This is a genomic window from Nocardia sp. NPDC019323 (genome assembly GCF_044389845.1).
Classification (GTDB): domain Bacteria; phylum Actinomycetota; class Actinomycetes; order Mycobacteriales; family Mycobacteriaceae; genus Nocardia; species Nocardia implantans.
On record NZ_JBIRYN010000001.1, the window covers coordinates 1,323,128 to 1,342,716 of the forward strand.

Annotated in this window: 20 protein-coding genes; 8 read left to right on the plus strand and 12 right to left on the minus strand. The window is 69.3% G+C overall.

What is annotated here, in order from left to right:
- Window positions 1–32 precede the first annotated feature (32 nt).
- Together ACH49X_RS06250 and ACH49X_RS06255 are read left to right on the plus strand one after the other, a co-directional pair.
- Window positions 33–398: a hypothetical protein gene (locus ACH49X_RS06250; RefSeq protein ID WP_195078533.1), complete on the plus strand. Its 366-nt coding sequence runs from the start codon at window positions 33–35 to the stop codon at window positions 396–398.
- A gap of 130 nt (window positions 399–528) precedes the next feature.
- Complete coding sequence (locus ACH49X_RS06255; protein WP_195078532.1) at window positions 529–1,221, plus strand: hypothetical protein; 693 nt, start codon at window positions 529–531, stop codon at window positions 1,219–1,221.
- Between the two features lie 34 nt (window positions 1,222–1,255).
- Here the strand turns inward: ACH49X_RS06255 and ACH49X_RS06260 are convergent, their stop codons facing one another.
- The gene (locus tag ACH49X_RS06260; RefSeq protein WP_195078904.1) at window positions 1,256–2,539 is read right to left on the minus strand and encodes an MFS transporter; all 1,284 of its coding nucleotides are present in this window, start codon (window positions 2,537–2,539) and stop codon (window positions 1,256–1,258) included.
- Window positions 2,540–2,841: 302 nt separating this feature from the next.
- A complete protein-coding gene (locus ACH49X_RS06265; protein WP_195078531.1) occupies window positions 2,842–3,426 on the minus strand; it encodes a TetR/AcrR family transcriptional regulator in 585 nt (194 codons plus the stop codon).
- Between the two features lie 72 nt (window positions 3,427–3,498).
- Between ACH49X_RS06265 and ACH49X_RS06270 the strand changes: the two genes are divergently transcribed.
- A complete protein-coding gene (locus ACH49X_RS06270; protein WP_195078530.1) occupies window positions 3,499–4,218 on the plus strand; it encodes an SDR family oxidoreductase in 720 nt (239 codons plus the stop codon).
- A gap of 10 nt (window positions 4,219–4,228) precedes the next feature.
- Here the strand turns inward: ACH49X_RS06270 and ACH49X_RS06275 are convergent, their stop codons facing one another.
- The 6 genes from ACH49X_RS06275 to ACH49X_RS06300 form a co-directional block, all read right to left on the minus strand.
- Entirely contained in the window at window positions 4,229–5,023 is a 795-nt protein-coding gene (locus tag ACH49X_RS06275; RefSeq protein ID WP_396944924.1) for a 3-oxoacyl-ACP reductase, read from the minus strand.
- Window positions 5,023–6,381 (minus strand): aldehyde dehydrogenase family protein, encoded by a 1,359-nt coding sequence (locus ACH49X_RS06280; RefSeq protein WP_357208184.1) that lies wholly within the window; start codon window positions 6,379–6,381, stop codon window positions 5,023–5,025. Before ACH49X_RS06280 ends, ACH49X_RS06275 begins: the two co-directional genes overlap by 1 nt.
- Window positions 6,378–7,124 carry a gamma-glutamyl-gamma-aminobutyrate hydrolase family protein gene (locus tag ACH49X_RS06285; RefSeq protein ID WP_195078528.1) on the minus strand — a complete coding sequence of 249 codons (747 nt, stop codon included), beginning with the start codon at window positions 7,122–7,124 and terminating at the stop codon, window positions 6,378–6,380. Before ACH49X_RS06285 ends, ACH49X_RS06280 begins: the two co-directional genes overlap by 4 nt.
- Complete coding sequence (locus ACH49X_RS06290; protein WP_357108401.1) at window positions 7,105–8,469, minus strand: glutamine synthetase family protein; 1,365 nt, start codon at window positions 8,467–8,469, stop codon at window positions 7,105–7,107. The genes ACH49X_RS06285 and ACH49X_RS06290 overlap by 20 nt, the downstream gene beginning before the upstream one ends.
- A 110-nt stretch (window positions 8,470–8,579) precedes the next feature.
- Complete coding sequence (locus ACH49X_RS06295; RefSeq protein WP_357108398.1) at window positions 8,580–9,968, minus strand: lipase family protein; 1,389 nt, start codon at window positions 9,966–9,968, stop codon at window positions 8,580–8,582.
- Window positions 9,969–10,111: 143 nt separating this feature from the next.
- Window positions 10,112–11,251, minus strand: coding sequence for an alpha/beta fold hydrolase (locus ACH49X_RS06300; RefSeq protein ID WP_357108467.1), 1,140 nt, complete (start codon window positions 11,249–11,251; stop codon window positions 10,112–10,114).
- Window positions 11,252–11,524: 273 nt separating this feature from the next.
- Here ACH49X_RS06300 and ACH49X_RS06305 point away from each other — a divergent pair, with 273 nt between their 5' ends.
- From ACH49X_RS06305 to ACH49X_RS06320, 4 genes are all read left to right on the plus strand, one after another.
- Complete coding sequence (locus ACH49X_RS06305) at window positions 11,525–12,772, plus strand: helix-turn-helix domain-containing protein (protein ID WP_357108395.1); 1,248 nt, start codon at window positions 11,525–11,527, stop codon at window positions 12,770–12,772.
- 29 nt (window positions 12,773–12,801) lie between these two features.
- Window positions 12,802–13,050: a hypothetical protein gene (locus ACH49X_RS06310; protein WP_357108392.1), complete on the plus strand. Its 249-nt coding sequence runs from the start codon at window positions 12,802–12,804 to the stop codon at window positions 13,048–13,050.
- A gap of 280 nt (window positions 13,051–13,330) precedes the next feature.
- Window positions 13,331–14,500, plus strand: coding sequence for a thiolase family protein (locus ACH49X_RS06315; protein ID WP_357108389.1), 1,170 nt, complete (start codon window positions 13,331–13,333; stop codon window positions 14,498–14,500).
- Window positions 14,497–15,237 (plus strand): SDR family oxidoreductase, encoded by a 741-nt coding sequence (locus ACH49X_RS06320; protein WP_357108386.1) that lies wholly within the window; start codon window positions 14,497–14,499, stop codon window positions 15,235–15,237. Before ACH49X_RS06315 ends, ACH49X_RS06320 begins: the two co-directional genes overlap by 4 nt.
- Before the next feature lie 266 nt (window positions 15,238–15,503).
- On the opposite strand, the gene ACH49X_RS06325 is transcribed toward ACH49X_RS06320, so the two are convergent.
- The 3 genes from ACH49X_RS06325 to ACH49X_RS06335 form a co-directional block, all read right to left on the minus strand.
- Window positions 15,504–15,833 carry a transglycosylase family protein gene (locus tag ACH49X_RS06325; RefSeq protein ID WP_195078523.1) on the minus strand — a complete coding sequence of 110 codons (330 nt, stop codon included), beginning with the start codon at window positions 15,831–15,833 and terminating at the stop codon, window positions 15,504–15,506.
- 588 nt (window positions 15,834–16,421) lie between these two features.
- Window positions 16,422–16,886, minus strand: a complete 465-nt coding sequence (locus tag ACH49X_RS06330; protein WP_195078522.1) for a PaaI family thioesterase — start codon at window positions 16,884–16,886, stop codon at window positions 16,422–16,424.
- 143 nt (window positions 16,887–17,029) lie between these two features.
- Entirely contained in the window at window positions 17,030–18,175 is a 1,146-nt protein-coding gene (locus ACH49X_RS06335) for an acyl-CoA dehydrogenase family protein (protein WP_195078521.1), read from the minus strand.
- Between the two features lie 110 nt (window positions 18,176–18,285).
- On the opposite strand from ACH49X_RS06335, the gene ACH49X_RS06340 reads away from it, so the two are divergent.
- Complete coding sequence (locus tag ACH49X_RS06340; RefSeq protein ID WP_357108378.1) at window positions 18,286–18,957, plus strand: TetR/AcrR family transcriptional regulator; 672 nt, start codon at window positions 18,286–18,288, stop codon at window positions 18,955–18,957.
- Between the two features lie 18 nt (window positions 18,958–18,975).
- On the opposite strand, the gene ACH49X_RS06345 is transcribed toward ACH49X_RS06340, so the two are convergent.
- Complete coding sequence (locus tag ACH49X_RS06345; RefSeq protein ID WP_357108375.1) at window positions 18,976–19,542, minus strand: type 1 glutamine amidotransferase domain-containing protein; 567 nt, start codon at window positions 19,540–19,542, stop codon at window positions 18,976–18,978.
- Between the last annotated feature and the right edge of the window lie 47 nt (window positions 19,543–19,589).

A 19,589-nucleotide genomic window follows, 5' to 3' on the forward strand; every position in this document is an offset into this window, starting at 1 on the left:
GCAGGCGGCCACCTCTCAGCTGCCATCGACACATGGACATCCACGCCTATCCCACGGACGCGACCACACCGGTGGACCCGGCCGAGGCACACCGGATCGCCGACCGGCATCTCATCACCGACGACTACGCCGAACGCGGGATCACCTATCAGCTGTCCGAATTCGACAGCTGCTTCGTCGCCGTCGCCACCTTCCCCCGCCCGCCGCACGCCGACCCGGACAGCCCGCCGGTGATCGTCGGCGGCTCCGTCTGCGTCATCGACAAGCCCACCGGCGCGGTGTCCTACTGGCCGACCTATCCGGCCGATCTGGTCGCCGACCAGTACGCGACCGCGTTGCGGGACGGGACCCTCGTCGTGGAGGACGGCTGGCCGGAAGACGACGACTCACCCGCGTGATCGAAGGCCCTGTCGCCATTGACAATTCGAGAGCGGCGCACGACCATGATCACCGGCGCCGACCATCGTCCGAGTTCGAGCAGGCGTCGAGCCGGCGGAACCGACGCAGCCACAGGAGACAGGTTTCTTCATGGGGGACAACGAGCCCGGCGAGGACGCGCCCGAGACACAGCAGCCCCGGCAGCAGGACAACGCCGAGCGGAAGAGCTGGATGCGGCGTCATTCCGGGACGATCCTCACCACGCTGCTGTTCCCGATCATCTCCGGGTTGATCGTCTTGGCGGTGGAGAAGTCCACCGATGACGACAAGGACGATTCGGCCACGGGAACCTCCACGTCGGCTCAGCCGACCACGCGCAGCGATACGCCGGCCGACCGCGCGCCCTCCTCGGCCGTCCCCGCGACTTCGGCGAACGCTTCCCCGGACGACGTCCGATGGTCCGGCACGCTCAACCTGACCTACTTCGACCTGGACTCCGTCCCGCCCCGCGTCCTGTCCAGCAACACTGGCGCCAGCGCCTGGGTCAGCTACGACCGTGAGGCCTCCGGCGGATTTTCCGCCGCCACCCTCTACGGCGTCGGCGGCGGCTTCTTCACGACGAAGCCGACCCTGGCCCGGTGGACCACCCCGGCCGAACCCACCCGGAAACAGTGCTCGGACCTCGTCGCCACCCAGGGCGCCGAAACCCTGCCGGTCACCACCGACAGCGCCTACTGCGTGCGAACCGCGGCGGGCCGTACCGCGTTCATCACCGGAATAGCGCTCGACAACGCGGTCAAGGCCTACACCGCCAAGGTCGTCGTCTGGTCCGCCACGCAGTAGCGCTTCTCCTCGCCGAGCACCGCGCCGCCCCGAGTCAGAACGCGGGTTGGGCGGGGAGGCCGGGCTTCGGGTCGGGGGCGGGCTCCCCCGCGTCGGGGACTTCGATGCCGCGCAGCGATGCGCCCGCGGTTTCGCGCAGGTGGTTCCAGGCGAGCAGACCGATCAGGGACGCGCCGACCATGTAGATGGCGGGGAACAGCGCCCAGCCGGTCGCCTCGATGACGGCCTCGTTGATCAGCGGGGCGGTGCCGCCGAAGATCGCGGTGGAGACGTTGTAGGCCAGCGCGAAACCCGCGTACCGCACATGGGTCGGGAAGATGGCGGGGAACGTGGAACTGATGGTGGACAACTGCGGCACGTACAACAGTCCGAGCACGATGAAGCCGAGGATCGCCCAGGCCGTGCCCTGACCCATCAGCCAGTACAGCGGCACCGCGAGCACGCTCAGACCCGCCAGCGAGAACAGCCACATCGGGCGGCGGCCGACGTCGTCGGACAGTCGGCCGAACAACGGCAGCACCAGCATCATCACCACCTGACCGAGCAGCATCATCGCGGTGGTGGCCGACTCGCCCATGCCGATGGTTTTCTGCAGATAGGTGGGCTGATAGGTCAGCAGCGTGTAGTTGACCACGTTGAGCGCGACCACGAGTCCGGCCAGCGTGAGGGTCTCGCGCCGGTAGGTGGTCAGCACCTCGCGCAGCCCGCCCGGCGGACGCTCGCGCTCGGCGACCTCGGTGAACACCGGACTCTCGTCCAGCTTGGCGCGCAGGTACCAGCCGGTCAGGCCGAGCGGGACGGCGATCAGGAACGGGATGCGCCAGCCCCAGTCGTGCATGGTGTCCGAACCGAGCGCGAGCTGGCAGGCCAGTACCGTCGCGGAGCCGCCGACGAAACCGGCCATCGTGCCGAATTCCAGGAAACTGCCCAGGAATCCGCGTTTGCGATCGGTCGCGCATTCGGCGAGATATGTTGCCGCGCCGCCGTATTCGCCGCCGGTGGAGAAGCCCTGCACCACACGCAGCAGGATGAGCAGGATCGGGGCCAGCACGCCGACGGACGCGTGGGTGGGCAGCAGGCCGATGGCGCCGGTGGCGGCGGCCATGAGCAGGATCGTGGTGGCCAGCACGGCTTTGCGGCCGATCCGGTCACCGAGCGGGCCCCACACCATGCCGCCGAGCGGCCGCAGGACGAACGAGATGGCGAAGCCGAGCATGGTGCCGAGCGTGCCGAGTTCCCCGGGGAAGAAGGCATCGGTCAGGTACGTCGCGGTGGCGGCGTAGACGCCGTAGTCGAACCATTCGGTCGCGTTGCCCATGGCGGAGGCCGCCACGGAACGCCGCAGCGGGAAATTCCTGGATGCTCGATCGGTCACGTGCACGTCCTCTCCAGTCCGTCACGGACCTCGGTTCGTTCCGCCTCCGATCTCGGCGACCGAAGGCGTGGCACGAAACAGACCGATACCCAGGATTCGGCGGCGGCAAACAGTCACGGAGCAGGAAGACCTCGCGCACGCCTGCTCTGACCTGCCACTCGACCGAGAATTGTGATGCCGGTCACATAGTCACCGCAGTCACGATTACCGCGTCCACGAGAGACGCGATGCGGGAAGTCCCTCGGTCACCTCCGCCCGAGCATGGCGGCGATACCGGCGGCGACCTCCCGCGCCAGCGCCCCGTCCACCGGGGCGTGCCGGCTCAGCAGCCGGTACCACATGGCCCCGAAGGCGAAATCCACCACCAGATCCAGCGGCACCGTCCCGGCGAACTCGCCACTGTCCACACCGCGCGCCAGCAGGGCGCGCAACGCGGCACGACGCGGGCCGATCACCGTGCTCTGCAACCGCTCCGACAGCGCGGGGTCACGTTGCGCGTCGGCCATCAGGCCGACCAGCGCCTGGCCGGTCAGCTTGCGCGTGAGTTCGTAGGTCACGGTGAGCAGGCCCTCGACCTCGGCGAGCACGTCGGTGGACTCGGCGCGCACGCGCAGCGCCGGATCCTGCGCGAGCCCGGCGAGCGCCTCCATGAGCACCGATGCCTTGTCCGGCCACCAGCGATACACCGTCTGCCTGCCCGCGCCCGCCGCGTCGGCGATCGCCTTGATGGTCAAGTCCTGATAGCCGTCCCGTTCACACAGTTCGAGCGCGGCGCGCAGGATCGCGCGCCTGGTCTCCTCGCTGCGCGGGCGGCCACGAGTTCCGGTCATGCCGCCACTTTACAAGACACCGTGACTCGTTTATATTTCGAGACACAGAGCTTCGAAAATCAGGAGGGTGTTGTGCGCAACCGAGTCGTCATCGTGGGCGGTACATCGGGCATCGGCCTGGCCGCGGCGCGCAGGCTCGCGTCCCACGGGCACGAGGTGATCATCGCGGGTCGCGACAAGGGCAGACTGGAGGCCGCGCTCGCCGGTCCGGGCGAGAACGTCACCGGCCGGACCGTCGACGCGCGTGACGAGGCGGACCTGACCCGGTTCTTCACCGAGATCGGGCCGATCGACCATGTGGTGGTGACCGTGACCGGCCCGTCGGGCACCACGCCGTTCCGCGAACTGACCCTCGGCCATGTGCGCGAGCACGTCGAGGGCAAACTGCTCGCGCACACGGCCGCGGTGCAGGCCGCGCTGCCGCACCTGTCGCAGGGCGGTTCGATCACCCTGGTGTCGGCGGCCTCTGCGGGCGGGTCGATGCCCGCGACCGCGGCGCTGGCGGCCGTGAATTCCGGTGTGGAGGCGATGGTTCCGGTGCTGGCCGTCGAGCTGGCGCCGCTGCGGGTGAACGCGGTGTCCCCGGGCGTGATCGACACCGACTGGTGGAACTTCCTGCCCGACGGCGCGCGTACCGAGGTCTTCGACTCGATCGCCTCGGCCACCCCGGTCGGTCGCGTCGGCACCGCCGACGACGTGGCCCACGCGATCGAATTCCTGGTGGACAATTCCTTCACCACCGGGATCGTGGTTCGCGTCGACGGCGGCGCGCGATTGGGAGCGCCGAAGTAAGCGTGCGGCCCTATAGCGGGGTCACGTACGCGCCCGCGATGCCGCCGTCCACCAGGAACTGGGACGCGGTGATGAACGAGGAGTCGTCGCTGGCGAGGAAGGCGACGGCGGCGGCGATCTCCTCCGGTTCGGCGAACCGGCCGAGCGGCACGTGCACCAGGCGGCGGGCGGCGCGCTCGGGGTCCTTGGCGAACAGCTCCCGCAGTAGCGGGGTGTTCACCGGACCCGGGCACAGCGCGTTCACCCGGATGCCGTCGCGGGCGAACTGCACGCCGAGTTCGCGGCTCATCGCCAGCACGCCGCCTTTGGAGGCGGTGTAGGAGATCTGCGAGGTCGCCGCGCCCATCACCGCGACGAAGGACGCGGTGTTGATCACCGAGCCCTTGCCCCGCTCGAGCATGTGCTCGATGGCGTACTTGCTGCACAGGTACACCGAGGTCAGGTTGACCTCCTGGACCCGCCGCCACGCGTCGAGGCCGGTGGTGCGGATCGAATCGTCCTCCGGCGGGGAGATGCCCGCGTTGTTGAACGCGATGTCCAGCCCGCCGTAGGTGTCCACCGCGGTCTGGAACATGGCCTTGACCTGGTCTTCGTCGGTGACGTCCACGTGCACGTACCGGCCGCCGACCTCTTTGGCCGCCGCCTCGCCGGTCCCGGCGTCGATGTCGGCGACCACCACCTTCGCCCCCTCCGCCGCGAAGCGACGGACCGTGGCCAGACCGATACCGCTCCCGCCGCCGGTGACGACGGCGACTCGATCCTGTAAGCGCTGCAACGTATCTCCTGTCGGATGTGCGGGTGTCACTACGTGGCGAGGAAGACGTTCTTGGTCTCGGTGAACGCGAGCGCGGCGTCCGGCCCGAGTTCGCGCCCGAGCCCGGATTGCTTGAAACCGCCGAACGGCGTCCAGTACCGCACGGACGAATGCGAGTTCACCGACAGGTTGCCCGCCTCCACCCCTCGGGCCACGCGCAGCGCCCGGCCGACGTCCCTGGTCCAGATGGAGCCGGACAGGCCGTATTTCGTGTCATTGGCGATGCGCAGCGCGTCGGCCTCGTCCTCGAACGGGACCACCGCCACCACGGGGCCGAACACCTCCTCGGTGAGCACCCGGTCGGTGGGCGCGGCGGGCAGCACCACGGTGGGCGGGTACCAGAAGCCGGGACCGTCCGGCGCGCTTCCGGTGAACGCCACCTTGGTCGACGGCTGCACGAACTCGGCCACCCGCTGCCGGTGCGCGGCCGAGATGAGCGGCCCCATCTCAGTGGATTCGTCGGACGGATCGCCGACGCGCACCCCCTGCACAGCAGGTTCCAGCAATTCCAGGAATCGGTCGAACACACTGCGCTGCACCAGAATCCGGGAACGGGCGCAGCAGTCCTGCCCGGCGTTGTCGAAGACGCCGTATGGCGCGGTCGCCGCCGCCTGTTCCAGGTCGGCGTCGGCGAACACGACGTTCGCGCTCTTGCCGCCGAGTTCCAGCGTCACCCGCTTCACCTGCCGGGCGCAGCCCGCCATGATCTGGGTGCCCACCTCGGTGGAGCCGGTGAACACCACTTTGCGCACGGCCGGGTGGGTGACGAAGCGCTGACCCACCACCGATCCCTTGCCGGGCAGCACCTGGAACACTCCCTCGGGCAGGCCAGCCTCGAGCGCGAGTTCGCCGAGCCGCAGGGCGGTCAGCGGCGTGAGTTCGGCGGGTTTGAGCACCACGGTGTTGCCCGCGGCGAGCGCGGGCGCGAAACCCCAGGCCGCGATCGGCATCGGGAAGTTCCACGGCACGATCACCCCGACCACGCCGAGTGGTTCGTGGAAGGTGATGTCCACTCCGCCCGCGACCGGGATCTGGCTGCCCAGCAACCGTTCCGGCATCCCGGCCGCGTAGTGCAGGACGTCGCGGACATTGCCCGCCTCCCAGCGCGCGTTGCCGATGGTGTGCCCGGCGTTGGCGACCTCGAGGCGGGCCAGGTTTTCCAGGTCCGCGTCCACCGCCTCGGCGAACCGGCGCAGCAACCTGGCCCGGTCGCCGGGCGCGACCTCGCGCCACGCGGCCGAGGCGCGCTGCGCCGCGGCGATGGCGGCATCGGTCTGCGCTTCGCCGACGAGCTCGACGGTCGTGACCACCTGTTCGGTCGCCGGGTTGAGCACCTGCCCTGTCGTCACGAGTCCCGCTCCCTTCGATAGGTGTCCGCCGCCTCGGTCAGCGCCAGGACCAGCCTGCGATCGGTGGCGTCGGCCTCCGGGTGCCACTGCACGCCGACCAGGAACGACCCGTCGGTGGCCTCGGCCGCCTCGATCGTGCCGTCGGCGGCGTACGCGCTGGCGGTCAGGCCCTCGGCGAGCCGATCGACGGCTTGGTGATGGTGACAGTGCACCTTCACCTCGGGACCGGCCAGCCGCGCGACCCGGCTGCCCGCGATGGTCAGCACCCTGGTGGCGGTGAACCCGCCCGCGACGCCGGAATGCTCGTCGTGGCCGACCACATCGGGCAGATGCGGGATCAACGTGCCGCCCAGCGCCACGTTCGCCAGTTGCAGCCCGCGGCAGACCGCGAGGATCGGCATGCCCGCGGCCCTGGCCAGCTCGAACAGACCGAACTCGGACTCGTCGCGGTCCGGCCTGGTGTAGCCGGGTATCCCGGCCGAAGGGCCGCCGTAGCGGGCGGGATCGATGTCCGCGCCGCCGGTCAGCAGCAACCCGTCCAGCCGCCGCACCAGCTCGGGCCGCGCGGCGCCCGCCGGCGGAAGCAGCACCGGGATGCCGCCCGCGGCGGCCACCATCTCGACGTAGGCGTGCGGCAGCACCGCGCACGGCAGGTCCCAGGCGTTGAAGCGGGCCCGCTCCACATACGTGGGCAGCCCGATCACGGGACGGGCTCCCGCGACCTCAGAGTCGTTCGAAACCACGGATACGCTCCCAGTCGGTGACCGCGGCGTCGTAGGCGTCCAGCTCTACCCGCGCCGCGTTGCGGTAATGCTCCACTACATCATCACCGAAGGCCGCGCGGGCCACCGCGCTGTCACCGAAGAGCTGGGCCGCTTCGCGCAGCGTGCGCGGCACCCGGGGGCGCTCGGAGTGGTAGGCGTTGCCCTTGAATTCCGGCTCCAGCGGCAGCCCTCGATCGATGCCGTGCAGCCCCGCCGCGATCAGCGCGGCCACGGCCAGATACGGGTTCACGTCGCCGCCGGGCACCCGGTTCTCCAAGCGCAGCGCGTGGTCCTCGCCGACCACGCGGATGGCGCAGGTGCGGTTGTCCCGGCCCCACGCGATCGCGGTCGGCGCGAAGCTGCCCACCGCGAATCGCTTGTAGGAGTTGATGTTCGGAGCCAGCAGGTAGGTGAACTCGCGCAGGCAGTCCAGCTGGCCCGCGATGAAGTGCCGCATCAGCGGCGACATGCCGTCCGCGCCGTCGCCGGCGAAGACCGCCTCGCCCGCCGCGCCGCGCAGGCTCAGATGGATGTGGCAGGAATTGCCCTCGCGCTCGTTGTATTTCGCCATGAAGGTGAGGCTGCGCCCTTCCTGCGCCGCGATCTCCTTCGCACCGGTCTTGTAGATGCTGTGGTTGTCGCAGGTGACCAGGGCTTCGTCGTACCGGAAGGCGATCTCGTGCTGGCCGGGGTTGCACTCGCCCTTGGCCGACTCGACATACATGCCCGCGCCGTCCATCTCCTTGCGGATGCGGCGCAGCAGCGGCTCGATCCGCCCGGTGCCCAGCAGCGAGTAGTCGACGTTGTACTGATTGGCCGGCGTCAGCCCGCGATACCCCGCGCTCCAGGCCGCCTCGTAGCTGTCGTCGAACACCAGGAACTCGAGTTCGGTCCCCACGAACGCGCGCAGGCCACGCTCGCTCAGCCGGTCCAGCTGTCGGCGCAGCACCTGACGCGGGGAAGCCGCGACCGCCCGCCCTTCCGGCACCACGTGCTCCACATCGCAGAGCACCATGGCCGTGCCCGGCCACCACGGCACCGTCCGCAACGTGCGCAGATCCGGCCGCAGCACGACGTCGCCGTACCCGGTCTCCCAGGAGGAGAGGGCGTAACCGTCGACGGTCGTCATGTCCACGTCCACCGCGAGCAGGTAGCCGCACGCCTCGGTGGCGTGCTCGAGCACTTCGTCCAGGAAATATCGTGCCGCGCAGCGCTTCCCTTGCAGTCGTCCCTGCATGTCGGTCATCGCGACCAGCACCGTGTCGATCTCGCCCGTGTCGACCCGGTCCCGCAATTGCGCCACACTCAGCATCCCGCTACGCATCCACGACCCCTCTCGGCACCGACCGTGCTCACGCTAGAGCAAAACGGACACCTATGTGACGTGACACCGGAATCTCGTACCCGCCGCGCGGCGGCAGGTGATCAGAGGAATCAGGACAACGGTTTGCGGAGAGCCGCGGTGACGACGGACAGGCGGCGCGGGCGAGGACGCGACGGCGCGGGCGGGCGCGGCGCGCGGATCGGCCGTCCGAGCCACATGCGCAGGAGCAGACCCGCGAAACCCAGGTGACCGCGCAACGCCGGACCGGCACAGGCGAGCGACCACTGGGTGCGCGTACCGGCCGGGGGCAGCTCGCGACCGGCGAAACGACCGGCGAGCCAATCCACCATCACCGGCAGCGCCAGGAATTGCAGCAGCAGATGGGTGCTGAGCCGGTCGCGCAGATAGCGCACGTGCGCGCCCGCCGCGACGTAGCGCGCGACGTGGCCGTCCACGTCGGCGACCGCGATCACCTCGTCGTGCACGCCTTGCAGCACGAGCACCGGCATGGCGGGCGCTCGGCCGCCGGGGTGGATGTCATCGAGGATCCGCCGCAGCCCGTCCTGCTGGAGCATGGCGGTCAGCCCCGCGTCGCTGTGCTTGTCGATGTCGCGGCGGGCGAAGCGATACAGCAGCGGGAACGTCGCGGTGGTCTCGGTCTCGGCGAGCCAGCCGAGATACCGCGCGTCCAGATGGGCGCGCAGCAGGCGGTCCAGTTCCGGATAGCCGCGGCGCAGCCCGGCGGTGAAGACCGCCGCGAACCCCGCGAAAAGCGTTCCGTTGAGCCGGACGAACGCGGCGGCCGGGTCCCCGACCGGCGACCCGGCGACCGCGCCGACGATATTGAGCTCCGGCGCGTATTCCGCGGCCATCTCCGCGGCCCAGGCCGTGGCCAATCCCCCGCCCGAGTAACCCCACAGCGCCACGGGTGTGTCCGGGTCCAGCCCCAGCGGCATGAAGGCGACAGCGGCGCGCACCCCGTCCAGCGCGCGGTATCCCGGCTCCCTGGCCACGCCGAATCTCCCCGCGGTTCCACCGTGGTCCGGCACCGACACCGCCCAGCCGCGCGCCAGTGCGCTGGCGATCAGCGGCAGCTCGAGCTGGGGAATCGACCCCGCCGCCCGCGCCCCGCGTCGCAGCGAATAGGAGGGAAGACATTTCGAGGCCACCGCGTCGATCGCGCACTGGAACGAGACCAGCGGGCGCGGCTCGGCCGGATCCGCGTCCCACGGCAACAACACGGTGGTCACCGCGACCTCGGGAGTTCCGTGCAGATCACACGTCCGATACAGCAGCTGCCAGGCCGAGATGCGCTGGGGCACAATGCCGAAGAAGCCGATCCGCACCGCCCGCGTGCGCACGATCGCGCCGCGGCGCAAGCGCCCGACCGCGGGCGGTGGAACATAGAACGGATCGTCTTCGGGCAGTACCGGCCGAGCCGAGAACGCCGCCGGATGAGGCGGCACCGGGCCGCCATCCCTTTCGAGTCGCACACTCATCCGGTTCTTCCTTTCCGACGGCACAGCCGTGATCGCGGGCATCCGAACCCGTATTCACCCAATCAAGGTCGTGGCCGGAAAAGAATTGTCCCGAGTGCCAATCAAACGCTCGCGGATTCTCGCGTCGATGCAGTGACAGCGGATCACAAGCTGCCGCTGCCGCCGATCATCCACGGATTGAACGTGCATTCCAGCGACGGCTGGGCGACCGGGTCGAGCGCGTGCAGCACGATCGACGCCGCCCGTGGGGAATACATCATCGTCAGGTGGTCGGACATATCCTGCTCGCACCCGTCTTGCAGCGTGACATTGTCCACCGTCGCGTCCGGACCCGCTCGCAGGAACGTCCATTGATAGGGGTTGGTCACCTCGTCGTGCCGGGAGCCGATCGCCGTGTAGGCGACGCCGGGCACCGTGTCACCCTGCGCGTTCAGGGCGGCGTAGAACGGTGAGCCGACCGCCTGCTGGATATTCGCGAGCCCGACCAGCGGCTCGTAGAAACCGAGGATGTCGACGCCCAGATTGTTGATGATCCGGCCCAGGGTGGCGATGCCCATCAGCGACGTGCCGTGATGCGTCGCGCCCAGGCTCACCAGCTTGCCGACTTTGCCTTGCCCGCCTTCGAATTTCAGATAGTGGTCGGCGACCGTGCCGCCTTGCGAGTGGCCGACGATGTCGACGGCCTGCGCACCGGTCGTGGCCAGCACCCGGTCGACGAAATCGCGCAACTGCGCCGCCGAGTCCTCCATCCGGCCCACCCCGAAGCGACCGGGAAGGATCGGGCCGAGACCGCCCCCCTCCAGGATGCCGGAGCGCCCGAAATTGAAGGCGAACACGCAGAATCCGGCGCGGGCCAGGCGCGGGGACAAGTAGGAGAAGGTGTCGTAGGCGTTGAGCCAGGTGCCGTGCAGCAGCACCACCGGACGCGGGTGTTCGGCGGCGGGAGTGCAGTTCCAGCGGTTGGCCCCGGGCGGGGCGGCGTCGGGGTGGGTCAGGCCATAGGCGAACGCCGCCAGGTACGCCGACATCTCCGGGCCTTCGCCGAAGGCGTCGGACGCGACGCTGGTCGGCCAGCCCAATGAGCTGCCGGTGTCCACGATCGCGCGCGGCTGTCTGCCGTCCGGAGCGGGTGTCAGGCCCGCGCTGATGTAATCGGCGAGCGCCTGCTGTGTCGGTTCGATCTCTTGCTGCGCGTGCGCCGCTCCGCCCCCGAGCGCGGTCGCCATGGTCACGCCCGCGATCACCGCGGCTCCGAGAATCGCCTTCCGAGCGTTGTGCATCATTGCCAACATTCAGTTCACTTCCATTCGCACCGAACGAATGCGGCCCAGCGGTGCGGAGGGCACCGCGACAAATGTCTGCCACGCCACACTTCGGAACGAATGTGATCGGGACCATGATCGCGAGCCGCTTTCCGAATGTAGGGCGCGTGCCGCAGCGGTGTCACTGCACCTGGAGGAGAACATTTCATCCGGAATGTTGGCGTGCGAGCCAAAAATCGAGCGACCGCGACCGCGACCTTGCCGCCGGTTTCTGTGGTCGGAAACAATCGGCCCATGTCCGTCGTGTTGTCCCCGGTGACCGGAGACGCTCCGCTCGTCGCCCGGTTGCTCACCCGCTGGCCGCAGATCGCCGAGCGCATGCTCGCCGCGGGCCTCGGCACCACTCCGCCCGCCGCCGACCTGCCCGAGGGGCATTTCACCGCGGAGGTGCTTCCGGCGATCTACGCGTGCGGCCGCGCCGTGCTCCAAGCGATCGGCGAACAGCGCAGTTTCACCAAGACCGAGGTCGCGACGTTCGTCGCCCCGGTGGCCGAGCGGCACGCCGAGGACCGGTTTCCGCTGCCCGTGCTGATCGAGGCCATCCACGGTTCCGCGCAGTCGGTGCTCCAGGAGGCGGCCGCGCTGGCCTCCCGCGAGGAACTCGATGATCTCGTGCTGATCGGCAGCAGGCTGCTCGACCTGCTCATGCAGATCAACGTCACGGTCGTGGAGACCTACACCGAGGTCGAGCAGTCCATCTACAACGCCGAGCGGGAGGCGCGCCGGGCGCTGTGCTCGGCGCTGCTGCACGGGTTGCCCGCGGCGGAACTGGCGGCGCGGGCGGACACCGCCCTGGCCGAGCGCTACACGGTGCTCGCCATCCACATCCGGCCCGACGACCAGCCGAGCAAGGTCGCCACGCTCGTCGGGCGCCGCCGCATCCGCCTGCTGCACCGCGCCCTCGACGCCCTCGCGGGCACCACGACGCTGGCCACCTTCGACGGCTGGAGCGGAATCGCGTTGCTGCCCAGTGGTTCCGACGCCGAGCCCGACGGCGCGCGCCATGCCGGACTCGCCGCGGAACTGACCGAGAACTTCGGGATCCCGGTGTTCGTCGCCGCCTATCCCGCCGTGCCGATGGACGCCATCGCGCGGACCGCGAAGGAAGCCACCGACCTCGCCGAACTCGCGCGCCTGCTCGGCCGCCCCCCAGGCGTCTACCAGCTCGACGACCTGCTGTTGGAGTACCAGCTCACCAGGCCCGGCACCGCCCGCACGCGGCTGGCCGAGCGCATCGCCCCGATCCTGGACAGCCCGCACCTGCTGGAAGCCCTCGACGCGCACCTGCGCCACGGCTCCGACCGCAAGGCCGCGGCCGCCGAGATCCACGTGCACCCCAACACGTTCAGCTATCGGCTGCGCCGCATCGCCGAACTCACCGGCGTCGATCCCGCCGACCCGCACGACTCCCGGTTGCTGGCGGCCGCGCTGACGATTCAGCGCCTGTATCCCGGCAGGCCGCTCGCCGAGGTCAAGCCCTAGACGTGGAAACCGGCTCGCACCGTGCCCGGTTGCTGGCTACCGTCCGACGCAGGGGAGACCAGCACGACTCGATCGACGCGGGCGGCTATCTGCTCACCGGTCGATCGCTGAGCGAATACCGCGCGATGTTCTCCCTCGGCGACGACGACTTGCGCGGCGACATCCTGGACTGTCCCGGCGGCGCGGCGAGTTCAGCGGCGGAGGCGGCCGAGCTCGGTGCGCGCGTGGGTTGGATTTCGGCTTCCATCCGGCGGCGCTGCGGGAACTGGCGCGGCTGAGCCGTGGCGAGGTCAGGGTCTCCCCGCTCGTCGGCCACGCGGGGGACGCTCGACGACCTGCTGGATCGACTCAGGGAGCCACTCGACCGCGACGGCGTTCGATCGGACCTCGCCGACGTCGATTTCGAGTTCCAGCGGGGTGCGAGTGCGATGCTGCGCTCGACTCCCGTCCGACCCGTACTTCGCACCCGTCGCGACACGCCCCGGCATGGCCCTCAGCGGTGAATCTGTGTTAACTTAACTGCGAATGGCAGTTAACTTATCTGATCGGAGATGGCCCATGAGGTCCGCCGTCGTCGTCGATGTCGTCCGCACACCGTCCGGTAAGGGCAAGGCAGGCGGCGGCCTGTCGGACGTGCATCCGGCCACCCTGCTCGCGGGCGTGCTCGCCGAACTCGTCGCCCGCAACGACCTCGATCCCGCCGTGGTGGACGACGTCGTCGGCGGATGCGTCACCCAGAGCGGGGAGCAGGCGTTCAACATCAGCAGGACCGCCGCGCTGGCCGCCGGATTCCCGGAGTCGGTGCCGGCCACCACGGTGGACCGGCAGTGCGGGTCGAGCCAGCAGGCCGCGCACTTCGCGGCGCAGGGCGTCATCGCGGGCGCTTACGACGTCGCGATCGCCTGCGGCGTCGAATCGATGAGCCGCGCGCCGATGTTCTCCAACGGCCAGGGCAAGGACGCCAACCGCGGGCCGCTGGCCCACCGCTACCCGGACGGCCTCATCCAGCAGGGCATCGCGGCCGAGGTGATCGCCGCCCGGTGGAAGTTCGATCGCGCCGCGCTCGACGAGTTCGCGGCCCGCTCGCATCGGCTCGCCGCCGAGACCGCGGCGCGCGGCGGTTTCGACAACGAACTGGTCGCGGCGGGCACGCTGACGGCCGACGAGACGATCCGGCCCGCCACCACCGGCGAAAGCCTGGCGAAGCTGCGGCCCGCCTTCGTCGACGACCAGTACACCGCGCGCTTCCCCGAGATCGAGTGGTCGATCACACCGGGCAACTCCTCCCCGCTGACCGACGGCGCCTCGGCCGCGCTGATCATGAGCGAGGAGGCGGCGGCGAAACTGGGCCTGCGGCCGCGCGCCCGGTTCCACTCCTTCTCCGTGGTGGGCGACGATCCCCTGCTCATGCTCACGGCCGTGATCCCGGCCACCCGCAAGGTGCTCGATCGCGCCGGGCTGAGCATCGACGACATCGATGCCTACGAGGTGAACGAGGCGTTCGCGCCCGTGCCGCTGGTCTGGCAGCACGAACTGGACGCCGATCCGGACAAGCTGAACCCGCGCGGCGGCGCGATCGCCCTCGGTCACCCGCTCGGCGCCTCCGGCACCCGCATCCTGGCGACGCTGGTCAACCACTTGGAGCAGACCGGAGGCCGCTACGGCCTGCAGACGATGTGCGAGGCGGGCGGCCTGGCCAACGCGACGATCATCGAACGCCTCGGATGAGCGTCCGCACCGCACTGATCACCGGAGGCTCGCGCGGCATCGGCGCCGAGGTGGCACGCCGCCTCGCCGGTGAGGGTTATCACCTGACCCTCGCCGCGCGCACGCTCGACACGCTCGAGCAGACCGCGGCGCGCCTGCGCGCGGAAACCGGGGCCGAAGTGCACCCGGTGGTCGCGCAGATGAACGACCTCGATCAGGTGCGCGCCTTGGTCCAGGCGCACGAGGAACGGTTCGGCGGCATGAACACGCTGGTGCTGAGCGCGGGCACCGGCACGGCGGGCGCCGTGGCCGATCTGCCCGCCAAGGCGTACGAGCGCATGCTCGACGTGAATTTCCGCGCGCCGCTGACGCTGATCCAGGCCGCGCTGCCGTTGCTGCGCAAGAGCGCGGACGAGGATCGGGAGCGCGGCGCGAAGATCGTCGCGCTCGCTTCGATCACCGGCGTCGCGGGCGAGGCCGGCCTCGCGGCCTACGGGGCGACCAAGGCGGCGCTCATTTCGCTGTGCGAGACGGTGTCGCTGGAGGAGTCCGCGAACGGCGTCAGCGCGACGGCGGTGTCCCCCGGCTACGTCGACACCGACATGACCGCGTGGAAGCGTGATGTCCTCGACCGGTCGGCCATGCTCACCACCGGTGACATCGCCGAGATGGTCTTGGCGATCACCCGGCTGTCCCGGAACGCGGTGGTGCCGAACATCGTGCTGTCGCGCTCCGGTGACCAACTGTGGCGAGCCTGAGCACCGTTACCTGACAGCGACCGGTACGAGCCGCGGCGCGGCGCACGCCTGCGCCGTGCCGCGGCGTTACCTGACGGCGACCGGCGTGATCCCGAGCCGCGGAAGAACGAGACGAATCCGGGTTCGGTGAATCCGAATTCGAATTGCTGATCGAATCGCGAATTATCAGCAAGATTCCTCAGATAATCGCCGATCGCGCCGAAGGGTATTATCGGCAAAAACAATCCGGCGCCTACCGCGCATTCGCGGTAGGCGCCGGTGGCGCATCAGAGGTAAGCGCCGCACACGGGCCAGGCGCCCGGCCCCTGGGTCGCGAGGACGTTCTCGGCGACGCGGATCTGCTCTTCCCGGCTGGCGTTGGCCGGGCTGCCGCTGCCGCCGTTGGCCTCCCAGGTGCTCTGGGTGAACTGCAGGCCGCCCGAGAAGCCGTTACCGGTGTTGGTGGACCAGTTGCCACTGCTCTCGCACTGCGCGACGGCGTCCCAGTTGTGGGCCGAAGCGGTCGCGGTGGACAGGCCGAACGGCACGGCGACGAAGGCGCCGATGGCCGCGGTGAAGCCGAGAACACGAGTGGTGAATTTACGGTTTTGCGACATGAGATTTCCCGCCTGCGCCCACCGGCTCGGCGAATTCGCCGCGCCCCTGTCCCCAGGAATGTCGTGGACACTCGAACCGCGGGACAGGGTTTCCGGCGTTCTGCGATTCGAGCTCGATCTCGGTGTTGCCCCGAGCCGTCACCGACGTTAGCGGAGATGTCGCGGCAGATCACGTTCGAATAACGCCCGGTGAGGTTTGACCCCTGGTCGAGACTCTGGGCCATCCACGCAGGTCGTTCGCGAGAAATCGCGCGATATGGATCGGCTGTTACAGCGTCGTTATGTGATCGAGATCACCGCGATATGGTGAAGCAGATCGCATTTTCGCAGGTCCACGACTTGCAGTAGTAGGCGCAACGACGCTCGCGCGGGCGCCGCGAAGGCAGCAGCTACCGAGCCGTTATCTTTCCGAAGCCGCGGAAATGCACCCGTGACGCCAAGGCACGGCACCCGTCCCGCGACCGCTCCGTGACCTCGGAGCGAGCCCTGCGACCTGGCGGAAATGAGTCCTCCGCGTCGATCTCACCGCAGGATGCGGCAGACCGGCGCCGGAAGCGCGCTCGCGATCCGCTCCGGCGCCGGCGCGGGCTACTTGCCGTGCGCCCGCAACTGGTAGAGCCCTTCGGTCTCCGCCACGATCACGCCGTCGGTGTCGGTGACCACGGCCCGCAGCGTGAAGTCGGATTTGCCGTTCGCCGCCGCCTCGGCGGTGATGCGCGCGATCTCGTCCTCGGTCAGTGTCGCCTCCGCGCGCACATCCGTCTTGGCCGGCTTGCGGAAGAAGATGTGCAGGTCCTTCACCAGCGGATAGAACGCCGAGTTGTCGAAGGTGGCGACCGCGATCGCGCCGCCGAGGATCTCGGCCACGGTGAACAGCACCCCGGCGTACATCACGCCGAAGTGGTTGCCGTTGCCCTCGGCGGGCACCGAGGTCGCCGCGTGACCACGCCGCACCTCCACCGCCTGCACGCCCATCTTGTGCGCGATCGGGATGGTGAATTCCAACGCACCGTTGACGATGTCCTTGAACGGAGGAGTCTCGACGTCGCTCATCGCAATCGTCCCTTCACGCCTGAGGTGGCTGGCACCTCGTTGTCTCTGCCACGGCCACCTCGGTGGACGTCACCGAAGCGTAGGCCCTCTGGTGCGCGGCCCGACAGGGTGTTGGCGCTTCGCCAACACCGTCGGCCGCGCGATCACAGACTGCGGGCGATGATCTCTTTCATGATCTCGTTGGTGCCGCCGTAGATCTTCTGGACGCGGCTGTCGGTCCACATCCGCGAAATCGGGTATTCGGTCATGTAGCCGTAGCCGCCGTGCAGTTGGAGGCACTCGTCGGCCACCGCCATCGCGCGATCGGTGGTCCACCACTTGGCCATGGCGACGGTCGGGATGTCCAGTTCCCCGCGCAGATGCCGCATGATGCAGTCGTCGAGGAACACCCGGGCCACCCGGGTCTCCGTGGCCGCCTCGGCGAGGGTGAACTTGGTGTTCTGGAAGGCGAACAGCGGCTTGCCGAAGGCGTGGCGCTCCTTGGTGTAGCGCAGCGTCACCTCGAGCGCGGCCTCCATCCCGGCGACCGATCCGACGGCGATGATCAGCCGCTCCTGCGGAAGCTGCTGCATCAGCTGGACGAAACCCTGCCCCTCCTGCGTGCCGAGCAGGTTCGAGACCGGAACCCGGACGTCTTCGAAGAACAGTTCGGAGGTGTCCTGGCCCTTCTGGCCCACCTTGTCCAGCACCCGGCCGCGCCGGAAGCCGGGCCGGTCGGCCTCGACCAGGATCAGCGAGATGCCGCTGGCGCCTTCGCTGGTGTCGGTCTTGGCGACCACGATGATGAGATCGGCTTGGCTGCCGTTGGTGATGAAGGTCTTGGAGCCGTTCACCACGTACTCGTCACCGTCGCGGATGGCCTTGGTCTTGACGTTCTGCAGGTCCGACCCCGTGCCGGGCTCGGTCATGGCGATCGCGCCGACGACCTCGCCGCTGGCCATCTTGGGCAGCCACTGCCGCTTCTGCTCTTCGGTGCCGTAGTGCAGCAGGTAGTGCGCGACGATGCCGCTGTGCAGGGTGGCGCCCCAGGACGTGTCGAACGCCTTGGCCTGCTCCTCGATCAGCACGGCCTCGTGCGCGAAGGTGCCGCCGCCACCGCCGTACTCCTCGGGGATCGACGCGCACAGCAGGCCGAGCGCGCCCGCCTTGTTCCAGAAGTCACGGTCGACGTGGTGCTGCTCGATGAACTTGTCGATGTTCGGCGTCAGCTCCTTCGCGAAGAACGAGCGGGCGAGCTCGCGCAGGGCGTCCAGGTCGTCGTCGAGCCAGGCGGACCGGTAGGTCGTCATCGGGGTTCCTTGCGAAAGTCTGATACCGACAGTTACGGGTACAGTGTGTACCAATGAGCTGCCGGGTACAAGGTGTACCACTCGATTCTCCTGCCGATACGCTGAGCGCCGTGGCACGACAACCTTGGGTGGACACCGCGCAAGCGCGGCGTGCCACGCGCGATCGCCCCGGCCGCGACGAGCGGCGCCGGGCCATCGTGCAAGCCGCGATCGCGGCGATCGAGGAGGACGGGCCGCACGCGCTGACCGGAAAGATCGCCGACCGCGCCGGACTGGCCCGCACGCACGTCTACCGGCATTTCGCCAGCAAAGAGGAACTGGACCTGGCCGTCGCCCGGCACGCGCACCGCGATCTGACCGAGCGGATTCGCGCGCGACTGGCGGTGGACGGCACACCCATGGACATCATTCGCGCGCCGCTGGCCCAGCACGTGCGCTGGGCCGCCGAGCATCCGAATCTGTATCGCTTCCTGGTCGGACGCGACTATCGGCGCGGCCGCAACGAACCGCGCGTCGGCGGGAGCGCGTTCGCCGCCGAGATCTCCGCGGCGGCGACCCGCTACCTGCCGGAATTCGGGGGCGACCCGCTGGCCGCGGACCGGGTGGTGGTGGCGCTGCTCGGCTTGGTGGACGCCTCGGTGCGCTGGTGGCTGGAACACCACGACACCACCGAGGCCGCCCTCGTCGACCGCCTGGCCACCGAGTGCTGGCTGCTCATCGACAACCGGCTGCGCGAGCTGGGCATCGCGATCGACCCGCGAAAACCGCTGGCGGGCAACTGAATCGATAGCCGCGCCGGGTCAACGCGCGGCAGGGACCACTTCGCGGGTGATGGCGTGCACGAAGTCGGGCAGATCGCCGGGGTTGCGCGAAGTGAGCAGGGTCCATCCGCCCTCGGCGGAGCGCACCGCCGCTTCGTCGACCCAGTCGCCACCCGCGTTGGCGATGTCGGTGCGCAGCGAGAAATACGAGGTCAGCGTCTTGCCGCGGACCAGTTCGGCGTTCACGAGCAGCCACGGGCCGTGGCAGATCGCCGCGATCGGCTTGCCCGCCCCCGCGAACTCCTTCGCCAGCTCGATCGCCCGGTCGGTGACCCGCAGCTTGTCCGCGTTCACCGTGCCGCCGGGCACGACCAGCACGTCATAATCGTCCACGGAGACCTCGTGCAACGACGCGTCCGGCTGCACGGCGGTGTCCTTCTCGGTGTCGTGCAGGTACGTCTGCACCTCTTCTCGCTTCGGCGCGGCGTGGGTGACCCGCGCGCCGCGCTCGCGCAGTTCGTCGCGCGGCACCAGCAGTTCGTCCCGCTCCACTCCCGTGTTCGAGGTGATGATCAGCACCCGCGTCCCATTGAGCTGATCGGTCATGAGTGCTCTCCTTCCGTCGGGATGGTTCCTGTTTCCGGCATGCCGCG

What these genes read in the sequence shown, in the direction of transcription:
- ACH49X_RS06320 (WP_357108386.1), top strand. Translation starts at nt 14,497, where the DNA reads ATGAGCGTCCGCACCGCACTGATCACCGGAGGCTCGCGCGGCATCGGC.
- ACH49X_RS06290 (WP_357108401.1), bottom strand. Translation starts at nt 8,469, where the DNA reads ATGCGTAGCGGGATGCTGAGTGTGGCGCAATTGCGGGACCGGGTCGAC.
- ACH49X_RS06295 (WP_357108398.1), bottom strand. Translation starts at nt 9,968, where the DNA reads ATGAGTGTGCGACTCGAAAGGGATGGCGGCCCGGTGCCGCCTCATCCG.
- ACH49X_RS06305 (WP_357108395.1), top strand. Translation starts at nt 11,525, where the DNA reads ATGTCCGTCGTGTTGTCCCCGGTGACCGGAGACGCTCCGCTCGTCGCC.
- ACH49X_RS06260 (WP_195078904.1), bottom strand. Translation starts at nt 2,539, where the DNA reads ATGGGCAACGCGACCGAATGGTTCGACTACGGCGTCTACGCCGCCACC.
- ACH49X_RS06255 (WP_195078532.1), top strand. Translation starts at nt 529, where the DNA reads ATGGGGGACAACGAGCCCGGCGAGGACGCGCCCGAGACACAGCAGCCC.
- ACH49X_RS06325 (WP_195078523.1), bottom strand. Translation starts at nt 15,833, where the DNA reads ATGTCGCAAAACCGTAAATTCACCACTCGTGTTCTCGGCTTCACCGCG.
- ACH49X_RS06250 (WP_195078533.1), top strand. Translation starts at nt 33, where the DNA reads ATGGACATCCACGCCTATCCCACGGACGCGACCACACCGGTGGACCCG.
- ACH49X_RS06335 (WP_195078521.1), bottom strand. Translation starts at nt 18,175, where the DNA reads ATGACGACCTACCGGTCCGCCTGGCTCGACGACGACCTGGACGCCCTG.
- ACH49X_RS06315 (WP_357108389.1), top strand. Translation starts at nt 13,331, where the DNA reads ATGAGGTCCGCCGTCGTCGTCGATGTCGTCCGCACACCGTCCGGTAAG.
- ACH49X_RS06330 (WP_195078522.1), bottom strand. Translation starts at nt 16,886, where the DNA reads ATGAGCGACGTCGAGACTCCTCCGTTCAAGGACATCGTCAACGGTGCG.
- ACH49X_RS06300 (WP_357108467.1), bottom strand. Translation starts at nt 11,251, where the DNA reads ATGATGCACAACGCTCGGAAGGCGATTCTCGGAGCCGCGGTGATCGCG.
- ACH49X_RS06345 (WP_357108375.1), bottom strand. Translation starts at nt 19,542, where the DNA reads ATGACCGATCAGCTCAATGGGACGCGGGTGCTGATCATCACCTCGAAC.
- ACH49X_RS06265 (WP_195078531.1), bottom strand. Translation starts at nt 3,426, where the DNA reads ATGACCGGAACTCGTGGCCGCCCGCGCAGCGAGGAGACCAGGCGCGCG.